Source organism: Streptomyces sp. NPDC046805, assembly GCF_040645355.1.
Classification (GTDB): Bacteria; Actinomycetota; Actinomycetes; order Streptomycetales; family Streptomycetaceae; genus Streptomyces.
Map to the genome: position 1 here is coordinate 1 of NZ_JBEYYC010000025.1, position 15559 is coordinate 15559.

Here is a 15559-nt window from a genome sequence, read left to right on the forward strand (position 1 = left end):
CACCCTCTCGGGCTTTCCTCCGGGCGCTTCCCTTCGGTGTTTCCGACTCTATCAGATCTTTTTCCGATCCGATTTCCTCGGTGCTTTCCAGGTTCCCACTCTCGCGTTTCCCTTTCCGGCGGTTCCGACTCTATCAGACTCTCTTTCGTGTCTGACCCCCGGTCAGCGGGGTTTGCCTTCCCGGCCTCGCGGCCGTTCCGACGAGTGAGACTTTAGCGGATTCCCGGCTCCGTTGCTAATCGGGGCCTGCGTCCTTTCGAACGCGGATTCCTCATTTCGCAAATACGCACGCCAAACGCACGACGACGGGTCGCCGATAGTGGGGCTGGTACTTGCGGAATGGCTGTCCGGGGACCGACTGGAATCGGCGCTCACGTCGGACAACTCGGAGTACTTTACGCACCGATGGGAGGCGTGTCAACCCCCCTCCGGAAGATCTCCTTCCGGCGTAGTGTGTGCGCCGTGATGACGCGTACGCGCACCCAGCAGTGGTGGGCCGCCTGACGGCGGCCGTACACGCGTATGCACTCAGCGGCCGCCCCCTCGGCGGCCGCTTCTCGTTTCTCCCTCCAGAGCTCCCGGGGGCCGGCCGACCGGGACGGCGGCTCGTCCAGCAGCTCGACCAGGAGATGGAGAAGAGATGACACGGGTCTTCAGCGGGATCAAGCCGACCGGGCACCTGACGCTCGGGAACTACCTGGGGGCCATGCGGCGGTGGGCCGACGTGGACCAGCACCAGTCGGACGCGCTGTTCTGCGTCGTCGATCTGCACGCGCTGACCGTGCACCACGATCCGGCGCGGGTGCGCAGACTCAGTCGGCAGGCGGCGACGCTGTTGCTGGCGACGGGGCTCGATCCGAAGCTGTGCACCGTGTTCGTACAGAGTCATGTGGACGAGCACGCGCGGCTGTCGTACGTGCTGGAGTGCGTGGCGACCGACGGTGAGATGCGGCGGATGATCCAGTACAAGGAGAAGTCGGCGCGTGAGCGGGCGCGGGGCGGGAGTGTGCGGCTGTCGCTGCTGACGTATCCCGTGCTGATGGTGGCGGACATCCTGGCGTACGGCGCGGACGAGGTGCCGGTGGGGGACGACCAGGCTCAGCACGTGGAGCTCGCGCGGGATCTGGCGGTGCGGTTCAACCAGCGGTACGGCCATACGTTCGTGGTGCCGAGGACGAAGCGTCCCGAGGTGGCGGCGCGGGTGATGAACCTGCAGGAGCCGGCGTCGAAGATGGGGAAGTCGGACGACTCGGGCCCCGGCATCGTCTATCTGCTCGACGAGCCGGACGTGGTGCGCAAGAAGGTCATGCGGGCCGTGACCGACAGCGGGCGGGACGTCGTGTACGACCGGGAGGCGCGGCCGGGCGTCGCGAACCTGCTGGAGATTCTGGCGGCGTGCACGGGTGGGGAGCCGGAGGCCTTGAGCGGTGCATATGCGTCGTACGGGGCGTTGAAGAAGGACACCGCGGAGGCCGTGGTCGAGCTCCTCGGGCCCGTACAGGCCAGGCACAGGGAGCTGTGCGCGGATCCCGCGTATGTGGAGGGGGTGCTGTGCGACGGTGCGGAGAGGGCGCGGGCGATGGCCCGGCCGACCGTTGACGCGGCTTACCGGGCGATCGGGCTCTTGCCTGCAGTGGTGTGATGCGCCGCTCGACCCCGCGCAGGGGTCAGTCCTTGTTGCCGGAGGCGAGTTCGCGGCTGCGGTCGCGGGCGGCTTCGAGGGCGGCGATGAGGGCGGCTCGTACGCCGTGGCTCTCGAGTTCGCGGATGGCGTTGATGGTGGTGCCCGCGGGGGAGGTGACGTTCTCCCGGAGCTTGACCGGGTGTTCGCCGCTGTCGCGGAGCATCACCGCGGCGCCGATCGCGGACTGGACGATGAGTTCGTGGGCCTTGTCGCGGGGCAGCCCCAGGAGGATGCCGGCGTCGGTCATGGCCTCGACCAGATAGAAGAAGTACGCCGGGCCCGAGCCGGAGAGCGCGGTGCAGGCGTCCTGCTGTGACTCGGGGACGCGGAGCGTCTTGCCCACGGCGCCGAAGATCTCCTCGGCGTGGGCGAGATGTTCGGCGGTGGCATGGGTGCCGGCGGAGATGACGGACATGGCCTCGTCGACGAGGGCGGGGGTGTTCGTCATGACGCGGACGACCGGAGTGCCCGCGGTCAGGCGCTCCTCGAAGAAGGAGGTGGGAATGCCCGCCGCTCCGCTTATGACCAGGCGGTCGGCGGGGATGTGCGGGGCGAGCTCGTCGAGAAGGGTGCCCATGTCCTGCGGCTTGACCGTGAGGATCAGGGTGTCGGCGGTCTTGGCGGCCTCGGGGTTGGTGACCGGGGTGACTCCGTAGCGCGCGCGGAGTTCCTCGGCTCGCTCGGGGCGGCGCGCGGTGACGAGGAGGTCGGCGGGGGCCCAGCCGGCCCGGAGCATTCCGCTGAGCAGCGCCTCACCGATCTTGCCGGTGCCGAGGACTGCGACTTTCTGGGTCATGGCTTGGGGTGCCCTCCGGGAGTTGCGACGTCCGGCTTCATCCTCGCATCGGCGGAGGGGGTGCGGGGTGTGTGTCCGGTGGGCGGACGGGCGCGCGTCCGACGGGCGAGCGTCGGGTGCGAGAGTCCCGGCGCTCGAACTCACCTCGCCTGCATGGCGTCCGTCGCTTCAGGGGTCATGTCGTACGTCGCCTCAGGGTCGCCGCTCCCAGGCACAGCACCAGTACGGCGCAGGCCCCCACGACCAGGACGTCCCGTACGAAGGTCGCTGTCATGTCGGTGTGGTGGAGGACCTCGTTCATGCCGTCGACCGCGTAGGACATGGGGAGCACGTCGGAGACGGCTTCGAGGACGGGGTGCATGTTGGAGCGCGGGGTGAACAGGCCGCAGAGGAGGAGCTGGGGGAAGATCACCGCGGGCATGAACTGCACCGCCTGGAATTCCGAGGCCGCGAAGGCCGAGACGAAGAGACCGAGGGCCGTCCCGAGCAGGGCGTCGAGGAGGGCGACCAGCAGGAGCAGCCAGGGCGAGCCGGTGACGTCCAGACCCAGGAACCAGACCGCCAGCCCGGTGGCCAGCGCCGACTGGATGATCGCGAGGGCGCCGAAGGCCAGGGCGTAGCCGGCGATGAGGTCGCCCTTGCCGAGGGGCATCGCCAGGAGCCGTTCGAGGGTGCCCGAGGTGCGTTCGCGCAGGGTGGCGATGGACGTGACCAGGAACATCGTGATGAGGGGGAAGACCCCCAGGAGGGATGCGCCGATGGTGTCGAAGACGTACGGGCTGCCGTCGAAGACGTAGCGCAGCAGGAACAGCATCACGCACGGGATGAGGATCAGCAGCGCGATCGTCCGCGGGTCGTGGCGGAGTTGGCGCAGGACGCGGGTCGCGGTGGCGGTGGTGCGGGAGGCACTCAGGGCGCGTGGCTTCGTGGGCGCCGGCGTCGGCGTGCCGGGGGTCGTCGTCGTGCTCGTCGTACGCGTCGTGCTCATCGGGTTGCCTCCTTTTCGCGGCCTGCTGCGGCCGCCTCGTCGACCAGGTGCAGGAAGGCCGCCTCGACGGTCTCGGCGCCCGTACGGGTACGGAGCGCGTCCGGGGTGTCGTCCGCGAGGATCTCGCCCTCGCGCATGAGCAGGAGGCGATGGCAGCGCTCGGCCTCGTCCATGACGTGGGAGGAGATGAGGAGGGTGGCGCCGCGAGTGGCGGCGATGGAGTGGAAGAGGTTCCACAGGTCGCGGCGCAGGACCGGGTCGAGGCCGACGGTGGGTTCGTCGAGGACGAGGAGCTCGGGGGTGCCGAGAAGGGCCACGGCGAGGGAGACGCGGCTGCGTTGGCCGCCGGAGAGGTTGCCGGCGAGCGCGTCGGCGTGGCTGGTGAGGTCGACGTCGTCGATGACCCGGGTGACGTCAGCCCGGCGGCGCTCGGCGGCGGCGCTGCCGGGGTCGAGTATCGCGGCGAAGTAGTCGAGGTTCTGGCGGACGGTCAGGTCGTCGTAGACGGAGGGGGCTTGGGTGACGTAGCCGATGCGGGTGCGGAGGGAGGGGTGGCCGGCGGGGCGGCCGAGGACGTCGAGGGTGCCGGTGACCTTGGCCTGGGTGCCGACGATCGCGCGCATGAGGGTCGACTTGCCGCATCCCGACGGGCCGAGCAGGCCGGTGATCTGGCCGCGCGGGACGGTGAAGTCGAGGTCGCGCAGGACGGTGTGGGGGCCGCGTACGACGGTGAGGGCGGAGGCGTTGACGGCCGGGGTGCTGACGGCCGGGGTCTCGGGCGGGTCGGCCGAGTAATTCATCATGCGATGAATAATGCTCCGGGTGGAAGGAGCCGTCAAGCGGTGCCGCCGAGCGACGTACCGACATGTGTGTGCGGCGGCAACGGAGTTGGGGGCGGCCACGCGGAACGGAGAGCGAGGCCGGGGAAGGTGAGGGAGACGGCCCTGCGGCCGGAGGGTGCGGAAGGTCCGGAGGACGGATGACGCTCCGGTCAGGTACGGATGACGCTCCGGTCAGGTGTTGAGGGCGACGAGCAGGAGGACGTCGTACGTCTCCTCGACGATGCCGTCCGGGAAGACCTTCAGCAGGTGGGCGCGCTCCTCGTCGAGGAAGGCGGTCCTGCGTTCCTCCGGGGTGACGAGGAAGAACGAGTGGCTGCCGATGTTGGCGAGGTGCGTGTCGACCGGGACGCGGCGGCTCCAGCGGACGGAGCGGCGGGTGAAGCGGAGGCGGCCGGTGGGGTCGGCGTGCTCCATGGGGCGGTCGGACTTGCGCCTCTCGGCGGCGATGTCGACACCGAAGAAGCGGCCGGAGCGTTCGGCGGCCTCGGCGATCCAGCCGATGTCGTGGGCGTCGGTGTTCCACCACAACGCCAGCGCGCCGCCCGGGCGCAGGACGCGCAGCGCCTCCGGCACCGAGCGGGCCGGGTCGGTCCAGTGCCAGGCCTGGGCGTAGGTGACGAAGTCGGCGCCGGCGTCGGCGAGAGGAAGCGCGTTGCCGTTGCCCCGGACGACGGGGACGCCGGGGAGAGCGCGGTGGAACTCGGCCGCCATGCCCGCGCCGGGCTCCACCGCGACCACGTCGGCACCGCGGGCGTGCAGGAGCGCGGTCGCGATACCGGTGCCGGCGCCGACGTCCACGACCCGGGCGCCGGCGAAAGCGCGGCCGGCGAGCTCCTCGACGGTGTCGAAAAGGGCGGGCGGGTAGGAGGGGCGGTTCGCGGCGTACTGGGACGCGGCGGCGTCGAAGGAGCGGGCCCGATCGGCGGCCGAGGGCCGAGGTGGGGTGGTCATGCGGCCATGGTGATGCGAGTGGGGCGGCGGCGACAGCGCTCGCGGAAACCGCTCGGGCCCGCCAGCAGCACGTACAACTGCTCGGGCACCGTTCCGCGCGAAGCGGGGGCGCAAGGGGGTCGTGCGTCGGTACGGTGCCGCCCGGGGTTCTTCCTTGATCCACTGATACGTGACGGAGGAGACGCGGGCATGACGGAGCGGGGCGGGAACGTGGTGGTGGCCGAGCCGGTGGGCCGGGTGGTCGGCGGACGGGCGGAGGTCCGCGACGACGAGTGGGGGGAGGTCAGGGCGGTGATACGCGTCGACGGCGAGCGGTTCGGCGCCGAGGCGCTGGCCGGTCTGGACACCTTCTCCCACCTCGAGGTCGTCTATCACTTCGACCGGGTGCCGGAGGAGAAGATCGAGACCGGGGCCCGCCATCCGCGCGGCAACACCGACTGGCCCGAGGTCGGCATCTTCGCCCAGCGCGGCAAGAACCGGCCGAACCGCATCGGGGTGTCCCGTTGCCGGGTGCTGCGGGTGGACGGGCTGGACGTGCACGTCGCGGGGCTGGACGCGGTGGACGGGACGCCGGTGCTGGACATCAAGCCGTACATGGCGGAGTTCGGTCCGCAGGGCGCAGTGAGTCAGCCGGAGTGGGCTACGGCCGTCATGCGGGAGTACTACTGACGCTGCTGACGCACCGCTGAACCGCTGACGCGGCCGCTTCGGCTAGCGCCGGCGCTTCTTCTTCGCCGGGTTCCCCGCGCGCCGGGCCGAGCGGCGTGCGTACTGCTCGCGCGCGCTGTCGTACTCGGCACGGTGGAGCCTCTCGCCGGGGGCCTCGGTGAGGGAGCGGACGAAGTACGCCAGGAGCGCGCCGACGAAGCCGATGGCGAGCAGGCCGCGGAGGGACGCCTGACGGTCGGGGTCCGGGCGCTTGCCGAAGCCCTGCCAGGTGTTGCGGAAGGCGAGCGCGCTGCAGATCGCGAACATCGCGACGATCAGTACGGCCACGAAGGGGCCGGTGTCCGCGATCTCCAGCCCCTCGTAGGCGAGGCTCAGGACGAGGCAGGCGGCGACGGCCGCGGCGAGCGAGCCCGCGGCCACGCCGACCCGGCGGGCCGCGTAGCCGTGGTCGCGGTGCACCCAGGACGTGCCGAAGAAGCGGAGGGGCTCGGGGCGGGGGCCGCTCGAGGCCGTGCCGGTGGAGCCCGCGGGGGAGTCCTGGGTGCCGGGTGCGTCGCTCACCGGTCGATTATGGCGGCGGGGTGGGAGCGGGCTTCCTGGGGGGGGTCAGGCGCAGCGGTCGGCCATGGAGCCGTCGCCGCGCTCAGCCCAGCTTGGAGACATCCCGCACCGCGCCCTTGTCCGCGCTGGTCGCCATCGCCGCGTACGCGCGCAGGGCCGCCGAGACCTTGCGGTCGCGGTCCCTCGGGGCGTACGTGCCGGCCAGCGCCTGCTCGCGCCGCGCCAACTCGGCCTCGTCCACGAGGAGTTCGATCGTGCGGTTCGGGATGTCGATGCGGATGCGGTCGCCGTCCTCGACGAGGGCGATCGTGCCGCCGGACGCGGCCTCGGGGGACGCGTGGCCGATGGACAGACCGGACGTGCCGCCGGAGAAGCGGCCGTCGGTGATCAGGGCACAGGTCTTGCCCAGGCCGCGGCCCTTGAGGAAGGAGGTCGGGTAGAGCATCTCCTGCATGCCGGGGCCGCCCTTGGGGCCCTCGTAGCGGATGACGACCACGTTGCCGTCGGTGACCTGCTTGTTCAGGATCTTCTCGACGGCCTCCTCCTGCGACTCGCAGACGACCGCCGGGCCCTCGAAGGTCCAGATCGACTCGTCGACGCCGGCCGTCTTCACCACGCAGCCGTCGACCGCCAGGTTGCCCTTGAGGACCGCGAGTCCGCCGTCCTTGGAGTACGCGTGCTCGGCGCTCCGGATGCAGCCGCCCTCCGCGTCCTCGTCCAGGGCCTCCCAGCGCTCCGACTGGGAGAAGGCCTCGGCGGAGCGGACGCAGCCGGGGGCCGCGTGCCACAGTTCCACGGCCTCGGGGGACGGGGAGCCGCCGCGGACGTCCCAGGTCTTCAGCCAGTCGTCCAGGGACGGGCTGTGGACCGCGTGCACGTCCTCGTTGAGCAGGCCCGCGCGGTGCAGCTCGCCCAGCAGGGCCGGGATGCCGCCGGCGCGGTGCACGTCCTCCATGTAGTACGTGCGGTCCTTGGCGACGTTGGGCGCGACCTTCGCCAGACACGGGACCCGGCGGGAGACCGCGTCGATCTGCTCCAGGCCGAAGGGGACGCCCGCCTCCTGGGCCGCCGCCAGCAGGTGCAGGATCGTGTTCGTGGAGCCGCCCATCGCGATGTCCAGGGCCATGGCGTTCTCGAAGGCCTGGAAGGTGGCGATGTTGCGGGGCAGGACGGTGTCGTCGTCCTGGTCGTAGTAGCGGCGGGTGAGGTCCATGACCGTGCGGGCCGCGTCCTCGTACAGGCGCTTGCGGGCCGTGTGCGTGGCGAGGACCGAGCCGTTGCCGGGGAGGGAGAGGCCGATCGCCTCGGTCAGGCAGTTCATCGAGTTGGCGGTGAACATGCCGGAGCAGGAGCCGCAGGTCGGACAGGCGTTCTCCTCGATACGGAGGATGTCCTCGTCCGAGATCTTGTCGTTCACGGCGTCGGAGATCGCGTCGACCAGGTCGAGCGTGCGGACCGTGCCGTCGACGAGCGTGGCGCGGCCGGACTCCATGGGGCCGCCGGAGACGAAGACCGTCGGGATGTCCAGGCGCAGCGCGGCCATGAGCATGCCCGGGGTGATCTTGTCGCAGTTGGAGATGCAGACCAGGGCGTCGGCGCAGTGGGCCTCGACCATGTACTCGACCGAGTCGGCGATGAGGTCACGGGAGGGGAGGCTGTAGAGCATGCCGCCGTGGCCCATGGCGATGCCGTCGTCCACGGCGATCGTGTTGAACTCGCGCGGGATGCCGCCCGCCTCCCTGATCGCCTCGCTGACGATCCGGCCGACCGGCTGGAGGTGGGTGTGGCCGGGCACGAACTCGGTGAAGGAGTTGGCGACGGCGATGATCGGCTTCCGGCCGATGTCCGCACCGGGTACACCGGAGGCGCGCATCAGGGCGCGGGCGCCCGCCATGTTGCGGCCGTGGGTGACTGTGCGGGACCTCAGCTCGGGCATCGTCGCTCGCTCCTTCGCGGTTCAGGGAGTGCGGTCACAGGTCGACGGACTCCTGATTGCTGACGAGCGTACGCCGCTGATCCAGGGTTCGGGACGAGGTGTCCGGAATGCGGGACGGTGGTCTCGTCCGCGCTGGGTTGACGATCGCCGGCTCAGGCGCCCGTCAGATGCCCCTGCACCACCGGCGCCACCCGCGCCACGATCTGCTCCAGGTCCGCCGAGGCCAGCGGCTCCACCTTGATGACGTACCGCAGCATCGCGCACCCCACCAGCTGCGCGGCCGCGAGCTCGGCGCGCAGTTCCGCGTCCGGCAGGTCCAGCTGTACGGCGATGCGGCGCAGCAGCTGGGAGGCGACCAGGCGGCGGAAGACGGCGGCCGCGGTCTCGTTGGTGACGGCGGAGCGCACGATCGCCAGCAGGGGCGTACGGGTGGTGGGGTTCTCCCAGATGCCGAAGACGAAGCGGGTGAGCCGCTCGCCGATCCCGTCCAGGGGACCGTCGGCGATCGCCGACGGTGCGTCCAGTGCGGGCGCGAAGGCGACCGAGACGGCCGCCTCGAAGATCTGCTCCTTGGTGCCGAAGTAGTGGTGGACCAGGGCGGAGTCGACGCCGGCGGCCTTGGCGATGCCGCGTACGGACGTCTTCTCGTAGCCGCGCTCGGAGAACTCCTCGCGGGCCGTGGCCAGGATGCGGTCGCGGGTGTCGGCGGACTCGGTGCGAGGGGGGCGGCCGCGGCGGCGCGCGCCGGCGCCGGCGCCGGTCATGGCCGGGGCACCTTCAGCGCGGAGGCCAGGTGCAGGCGCGTGAAGGCCAGGGCCTCCGCCAGGTCGGCCTCGCGCTCGGCGCTGGACATGGCGCGCCGGGTGTTGACCTCGATGACGACATGGCCGTCGAACCCGCTGAGCGCGAGCCGCTCCAGCAGTTCGGCGCAGGGCTGGTTGCCGCGGCCGGGGACCAGGTGCTCGTCCTTGGCCGATCCCCTGCCGTCGGCGAGGTGGACGTGGCCGAGGCGGTCGCCCATGCGGTCGACCATCTGGAGGGCGTCGGTGCGGGCCGTCGCCGTGTGGCTGAGGTCGATCGTGAAGTGGCGGTAGTCGTCCTTGGTGACGTCCCAGTCGGGGGCGTACGCGAGCATCTCGCGGTCGCGGTAGCGCCACGGGTACATGTTCTCGACGGCGAACCGCACGTCCGTCTCGTCGGCCATCCGCCAGATGCCGTTCACGAAGTCACGGGCGTACTGCCGCTGCCAGCGGAACGGCGGGTGGACGACGACGGTGCTCGCGTCGAGCTTCTCGGCGGCGGCGCGGGCTCGCTGGAGCTTGGTCCAGGGATCGGTGGACCACACGCGCTGGGTGATCAGCAGACAGGGGGCGTGGACGGCCAGGATCGGGATCCCGTGCTGGTCGGACAGGCGGCGCAGCGCCTCGATGTCCTGGCTGACGGGGTCGGTCCAGACCATGACCTCGACGCCGTCGTACCCGAGGCGCGCGGCGATCTCGAAGGCCGTCGACGTCGACTCCGGATACACGGAGGCCGTCGACAGAGCGACCTTCGCGTCCGGGATGCGGACGACGTCCCTTGGTTCTGCCACGAGGGAAAGAGTAACGGCGGGTCTTGGCAGGAGGGGGCGAGGACGCCGGAGGGTGGCAGGGGACACATTTCCCTGTCACTTGCCCCGCACCTCGTGCCGATCGTCGGCGCCCACCTCCCGGACCTGCTCGGACCTGCTCAGACCTGCCTCACGCCGGGCCCATGTGGTCCAGGCGGCGCAGGATCACGCCCTCGCGCAGCGCCCACGGGCAGATCTCGATCGTCTCCACGCCGAAGAGGTCCATCGCCGCCTCCGCGACCAGCGCGCCCGCCAGCAGCTGCCCCGCGCGCCCCTCGGAGACGCCGGGGAGTTCGGCGCGCTGCTCGGCGGTCATCGCGGCCAGACGCGGCACCCAGGCCTCCAGCGACGACCGCTTCAGGTCGCGCTGGACGTACAGGCCCTCGGCGGAGCGGGCGGCGCCGGCCAGGCGGGCCAGCTGCTTGAAGGTCTTGGAGGTGGCGACCACGTGGTCGGGGGCGCCGAGGCGGCTGAAGCTCGCCACCGTGCGGGCGATCTCGGCCCGTACGTGGCGGCGCAGGATGCGGATCGCCTCGGCGGTGGGCGGGTCCTCCGGCAGCCAGCCGGCGGTCAGCCGTCCCGCGCCGAGCGGCAGCGAGACCGCCGCGTCCGGCTCCTCGTCGATGCCGCACGCGATCTCCAGGGAGCCGCCGCCGATGTCGAGGACCAGCAGCTTCCCGGCGGACCAGCCGAACCAGCGGCGTACGGCGAGGAAGGTGAGCCGGGCCTCCTCGTCGCCGGTGAGGACCTTCAGCTCGACGCCGGTCGCCTCGTGCACGCGCGCGATGACCTCGTCGACGTTGGTGGCCTCGCGCACGGCGGAGGTCGCGAACGGCAGCAGGTCCTCGACGCCCTTGTCCTCGGCGATCTGCAGCGCCTCGCGGACGACGCCGATCAGTCTCTCGATCCCCTCCGGGCCGATCGCCCCGTCCTCGTCGAGGATCTGGGCGAGCCGCAGCTCCGTCTTGTGCGAGTACGCGGGCAGTGGGCGCGCGCCTGGGTGCGCGTCCACGACCAGGAAGTGCACCGTGTTGGATCCAACGTCGAGGACACCGAGTCTCATGTACGGCACGCTACTGCCAACGGCGCCGCGGGCCGTCCCCGGAGCCCCTCCTGGCGACTTACTCTGGACGGGTGCCAAAGACGAAAAAGGCGAAGGACCACAAGGCCGCCCAATCCGCCGAGGGATCTTCGCAGGCGAAGTCGGCCAAGAAGACGAAGAAGGCCCCCAAGAAGCGTGTGGCCGACGAGAAGGGGCTCGACTTCGCGCGCGCGTGGGTGGAGTTTCCTGATCCTGCGGACGACGAGCAGGTCTTCCGGTGCGATCTGACATGGCTGACCTCCCGCTGGAACTGCATCTTCGGCAGCGGCTGCCAGGGCATCCAGGCAGGCCGCGCGGACGACGGGTGCTGCACGCTGGGCGCGCACTTCTCCGACGAGGACGACGAGAAGCGGGTCGCGCAGTCTGCGGCGCGGCTCACTCCCGAGATCTGGCAGAACCACGGCGAGGGCACGGAGCACGGCTGGATCTCGGAGGACGAGGACGGCGACCGGCAGACGCGCCCGTACAACGGCTCCTGCATCTTCCAGAACCGGCCCGGCTTCGCGGGCGGCGCGGGCTGCTCGCTGCACATCCTCGCCCTGAAGGAGGGCCGCGAGCCGCTGGAGACCAAGCCGGACGTCTGCTGGCAGCTGCCGATCCGGCGGACGTACGACTGGATCGACCGCCCCGACGACACACGGGTGCTGCAGATCTCCATCGGTGAGTACGACCGCCGGGGCTGGGGTCCGGGCGGCCACGACCTGCACTGGTGGTGCACGTCGGCGACGTCGGCGCACGGCGCGGGCGATCCGGTGTACGTCTCCTACCGGGCCGAGCTGACCGAGCTGATGGGCAAGGCCGGCTACGACCGCCTCGTCGAGCTGTGCGAGGAGCGCCTGGCGTCCCGCCTGCCGCTGCTGGCGCCCCACCCGGCGGATCCGGATCCGGCGGACTGACCGGAGGCCACCCGGCCCGCGGTGTCCCGACCGCGGGCGGACGGGCCGAGCCCACCTGCCCTACCCGCCCGACGGGCTCGGCTCCCCGCTGTCGGTCGGCGGGGCCGACGTCCCGGGATCGGACGGGGACGGCTCGGTGGGGGTCGGCGTCGGCGATCCGGGCGGGGTGCTGGGCGGCGGGTCGGCGGGAGCCGAGGTGGTGGGCGTCGGGTCCGGCCCGGACGAGGAGGGCGGGGGCGGCCCTGAGGGGTCCGACGGGTGGGTCGGAGCGGGGCCGTAGCCCGCGATCGAGACGGCGGCGCCCGCCGGTGACACGGCCAGCCGTGCCCTCCAGTACCCGGACGGCTCGCGCAGGCGGTCGACGTACACCTTGATCGTCAGCGATTCGCCGGGCCTGAGCGTTCCCGAGCGTCTGCTGAGGTAGAGCCAGTCGGCCGTGGTGGACGCGGACCAGTGGACCTGGGAGGGGCCGGACGCGGTGAGGGTGACGAGCGTGATGTCGCCGACGTTGCGGGCCGCCACCGCGAGTTCCCCCGCGCGCTTCTTCCCGGCGCCGTGTCCGGTGCCGTCTCCGGTGCCGGAGATGCTGACGACCTCCACGGAGACGTCGGGGCTGCCGTCCTTCGTGAAGCGGGGGCCCGGCCTGGCGTCGACGTTCCCGGGATCTGCGACGGTCCCGGCGTTCTCGTAGTCGCCGACCGGGTCGCCGCCGAGGCTGCCGGGGCTGCGCGCCTCGCCCGCCGTGGCCGTGGGCCCGTCCGGGTCGGCTCCGGCCGGCGTGCCCCGGTAGGCGGCCCACAGGGCGAGCACGGGAGCGGCGACGACGGTAGCGACGACGGTCGTCGTCACGGCACGCGCGCGGAGCCGGTCCCGGCGGGCGGCGCGGTCCTTGGGGTCCATCGGGAAACCGCGCCGGTCGAAGCGCGGGACGGCGGCGCCCCGCGCGCGCGGGTGGTGGGCCACGGCGGCGTGCAGCTCCGCGCGCGGGGCCTCCAGGACGGGCAGGCCGGCGGGGGTGACGGTGGCGCCGGGCCAGCGGCCGGGGACCGCGCGCTCGGCCGTGCGGCGGCAGTGAGGGCAGTCGTCGACGTGCCGTACGAGCTCGCGCCGCACGATGGCGCTGAGCACGAACTGGCTGTCCCCGGTGAGGCGGGCCACGCCCGGACAGCCGCCGGTCTCGGCGACGGCGAGCGCGGCACGCGTGCGCTCGACCTCGCAGGCGGCGGAGGCGAGCAGCTCACGGGCGGCGGCCGGCTCCATGCCGAGGACGGCGGCGACCTCGGGGCCGGTGAGGTGGTGGCGGACGGAGAGTTCGAGCGCCTCGCGCTGCTCGGGGGTGGTCCCGGCGGCCTCCGGCCAGGCGAGCAGGGCGAGTTCGCCGCGGCGCCGCTCCTGGACCTCCTCGGGGAGGGGCGGCTCGGCGACGGGGGGCTTCCCGGCCGCCTGGCGCCCGGCCGCGTGCGTGGTCTGACGTTTCTGCTTGGCCTCGGCCAGCTTGCGCAGGCACGCCCAGCGGGCCAGGGCGTACAGCCAGGCCCTGAGGTCCCCGGCGGCCTCCGGCCCGCGCTGCCCGCGCCGTTCGGCCAGGCTGAGGACGTCGCTCAGGGCGGCGGTCGCCGTGTCGTGGTCGCACAGCACCGACAGGCAGTAGGTGAACAGGCCGTCCAGGTACGGCTCGTAGCGCGCCGGCGGCCGCTGTGCCAGCGCCCGCGCCGCGGCGCGGTCACGCGCCTCCCCGTGCGCCCGCTGTGCGCCGATGGTGCGGGCCGAGGTCTCCGTACTGCTGCTCGTCATCTGTGCGACCGTAGGCGGCGACGGACGGCCCCTCCGTCCCACTTGAGCACATTTAATTCGTACGGGTGAAACGATCCCTCATAAGGGGACACCAACTCTTCATCCCCTGGCTCGTGCGTGACGGCCGGTGGCCGCACCCGCCCCTCCGGCCCCCGTCTCCGCGCCCCCTCCGGCCACCCGCCCCCGCGTTGTCGGTGCCGGCGGCTACGGTTTCCGCATGGCTGCCCGTACCAAGACCTCCAAGGACCGACCGTCCTACCGCTGCACCGAGTGCGGCTGGCAGACGGCCAAATGGCTCGGCCGCTGCCCCGAGTGCCAGGCCTGGGGGACGATCGAGGAGTACGGCGCGCCGGCGGTGCGGACGACGGCGCCGGGGCGCGTCACCACCTCCGCCGTGCCCATCGGCCAGGTCGACGGCCGCCAGGCCACCGCCCGCACGACCGGCGTGCCCGAACTGGACCGGGTGCTCGGCGGCGGGCTCGTGCCCGGCGCGGTCGTGCTGCTCGCGGGCGAGCCCGGCGTCGGCAAGTCGACCCTCCTGCTCGACGTGGCAGCCAAGTCCGCGAGCGACGAGCACCGCACCCTCTACGTCACCGGTGAGGAGTCCGCGAGCCAGGTCCGGCTGCGCGCCGACCGCATCAAGGCCCTCGACGACCACCTCTACCTCGCCGCCGAGACCGATCTGGCCGCCGTACTCGGCCACTTGGACGCGGTGAAGCCGTCCCTGCTGATCCTCGACTCCGTCCAGACCATCGCCTCCCCCGAGATCGACGGCGCCCCCGGCGGCATGGCGCAGGTGCGCGAGGTGGCGGGCGCGCTCATCCGCGCCTCCAAGGAGCGCGGCATGTCCACGCTCCTGGTGGGCCATGTCACCAAGGACGGCGCGATCGCCGGCCCGCGGCTGCTGGAGCACCTCGTGGACGTCGTCCTCCACTTCGAGGGCGACCGGCATGCCCGGCTCCGTCTCGTACGGGGCGTCAAGAACCGGTACGGCGCCACGGACGAGGTCGGCTGCTTCGAACTGCACGACGAGGGCATCACGGGCCTCGCCGACCCGAGCGGACTTTTCCTGACACGACGGGACGAACCGGTCCCGGGTACGTGTCTGACGGTGACCCTGGAGGGCCGCCGCCCGCTGGTCGCCGAGGTGCAGGCCCTCACCGTCGACTCGCAGATCCCCTCCCCGCGCCGTACGACGTCCGGTCTGGAGACGTCCCGGGTGTCGATGATGCTCGCGGTGCTGGAGCAGCGGGGCAGGATCAGCGCGCTCGGCAAGCGGGACATCTACTCGGCGACGGTCGGCGGCGTGAAGCTCTCCGAGCCGGCCGCCGACCTCGCCGTCGCCCTCGCCCTCGCATCGGCCGCCAGCGACACTCCGCTGCCGAAGAACCTCGTCGCGATCGGCGAGGTGGGACTCGCGGGCGAGGTGAGACGGGTCACGGGCGTCCAGCGCAGGCTCGCGGAGGCGCACCGCCTCGGCTTCACGCACGCGCTCGTGCCGGGCGACCCGGGCAAGACCCCTCCCGGCATGAAGGTCCTGGAAGTCGCCGACATAGGGGACGCGCTGCGGGTCCTGCCGCGGTCGCGTCGGCGAGAGGCCCCCCGGGACGCGGAGGACCGCCGGTAGACTTTGCCCAGGTCTCACCCGTCCGTACGAACCGAGTGTGCGAAACGGGAGCGCCCCGGAACCTGCGACGAGCGAGCCGTAGGGGCGGCGAACGAGCAATCAAA

14 protein-coding genes are annotated in these 15559 nt (G+C 72.1%); 4 read left to right on the plus strand and 10 right to left on the minus strand.

Going from position 1 to position 15559, the window contains the following annotated elements; translation table 11 throughout:
* Positions 1–640: 640 nt before the first annotated feature.
* A complete protein-coding gene (trpS, locus tag ABZ910_RS24860) occupies positions 641–1642 on the plus strand; it encodes a tryptophan--tRNA ligase (protein ID WP_361368951.1) in 1002 nt (333 codons plus the stop codon).
* 25 nt (positions 1643–1667) lie between these two features.
* Here the strand turns inward: trpS and proC are convergent, their stop codons facing one another.
* From proC to ABZ910_RS24880, 4 genes are all read right to left on the minus strand, one after another.
* A complete protein-coding gene (gene proC / locus ABZ910_RS24865; protein ID WP_361368953.1) occupies positions 1668–2480 on the minus strand; it encodes a pyrroline-5-carboxylate reductase in 813 nt (270 codons plus the stop codon).
* Positions 2481–2655: 175 nt separating this feature from the next.
* Positions 2656–3468 (minus strand): ABC transporter permease, encoded by an 813-nt coding sequence (locus tag ABZ910_RS24870; protein WP_361368955.1) that lies wholly within the window; start codon positions 3466–3468, stop codon positions 2656–2658.
* A complete protein-coding gene (locus ABZ910_RS24875) occupies positions 3465–4271 on the minus strand; it encodes an ABC transporter ATP-binding protein (RefSeq protein ID WP_361368957.1) in 807 nt (268 codons plus the stop codon). Before ABZ910_RS24875 ends, ABZ910_RS24870 begins: the two co-directional genes overlap by 4 nt.
* Before the next feature lie 210 nt (positions 4272–4481).
* Positions 4482–5261 (minus strand): class I SAM-dependent methyltransferase, encoded by a 780-nt coding sequence (locus ABZ910_RS24880; RefSeq protein ID WP_361368959.1) that lies wholly within the window; start codon positions 5259–5261, stop codon positions 4482–4484.
* Positions 5262–5450: 189 nt separating this feature from the next.
* On the opposite strand from ABZ910_RS24880, the gene ABZ910_RS24885 reads away from it, so the two are divergent.
* Positions 5451–5930 (plus strand): SAM-dependent methyltransferase, encoded by a 480-nt coding sequence (locus ABZ910_RS24885; protein WP_361368961.1) that lies wholly within the window; start codon positions 5451–5453, stop codon positions 5928–5930.
* 42 nt (positions 5931–5972) lie between these two features.
* Here ABZ910_RS24885 and ABZ910_RS24890 read toward each other — a convergent pair whose 3' ends face one another.
* The 5 genes from ABZ910_RS24890 to ABZ910_RS24910 all read right to left on the minus strand — a co-directional run bounded on the left by ABZ910_RS24890 (position 5973) and on the right by ABZ910_RS24910 (position 11099).
* Positions 5973–6491 (minus strand): EamA/RhaT family transporter, encoded by a 519-nt coding sequence (locus ABZ910_RS24890; protein WP_361368962.1) that lies wholly within the window; start codon positions 6489–6491, stop codon positions 5973–5975.
* An 82-nt stretch (positions 6492–6573) separates the two neighbouring features.
* Positions 6574–8427 carry a dihydroxy-acid dehydratase gene (gene ilvD, locus ABZ910_RS24895; RefSeq protein ID WP_361368964.1) on the minus strand — a complete coding sequence of 618 codons (1854 nt, stop codon included), beginning with the start codon at positions 8425–8427 and terminating at the stop codon, positions 6574–6576.
* A 152-nt stretch (positions 8428–8579) separates the two neighbouring features.
* Positions 8580–9191 carry a TetR family transcriptional regulator gene (locus ABZ910_RS24900; RefSeq protein WP_361368965.1) on the minus strand — a complete coding sequence of 204 codons (612 nt, stop codon included), beginning with the start codon at positions 9189–9191 and terminating at the stop codon, positions 8580–8582.
* Positions 9188–10018 carry a sugar phosphate isomerase/epimerase gene (locus ABZ910_RS24905; RefSeq protein ID WP_361368967.1) on the minus strand — a complete coding sequence of 277 codons (831 nt, stop codon included), beginning with the start codon at positions 10016–10018 and terminating at the stop codon, positions 9188–9190. Before ABZ910_RS24905 ends, ABZ910_RS24900 begins: the two co-directional genes overlap by 4 nt.
* A gap of 148 nt (positions 10019–10166) precedes the next feature.
* Positions 10167–11099 (minus strand): Ppx/GppA phosphatase family protein, encoded by a 933-nt coding sequence (locus ABZ910_RS24910; RefSeq protein WP_361368968.1) that lies wholly within the window; start codon positions 11097–11099, stop codon positions 10167–10169.
* 71 nt (positions 11100–11170) lie between these two features.
* Between ABZ910_RS24910 and ABZ910_RS24915 the strand changes: the two genes are divergently transcribed.
* On the plus strand, positions 11171–12034 hold the full coding sequence (locus ABZ910_RS24915; RefSeq protein WP_361368970.1) for a hypothetical protein: 864 nt from the start codon (positions 11171–11173) through the stop codon (positions 12032–12034).
* 60 nt (positions 12035–12094) lie between these two features.
* Here ABZ910_RS24915 and ABZ910_RS24920 read toward each other — a convergent pair whose 3' ends face one another.
* Positions 12095–13828 carry a hypothetical protein gene (locus ABZ910_RS24920; protein ID WP_361368972.1) on the minus strand — a complete coding sequence of 578 codons (1734 nt, stop codon included), beginning with the start codon at positions 13826–13828 and terminating at the stop codon, positions 12095–12097.
* Positions 13829–14045: 217 nt separating this feature from the next.
* On the opposite strand from ABZ910_RS24920, the gene radA reads away from it, so the two are divergent.
* Positions 14046–15455: a DNA repair protein RadA gene (radA, locus tag ABZ910_RS24925; RefSeq protein WP_361368974.1), complete on the plus strand. Its 1410-nt coding sequence runs from the start codon at positions 14046–14048 to the stop codon at positions 15453–15455.
* Positions 15456–15559 lie beyond the last annotated feature (104 nt).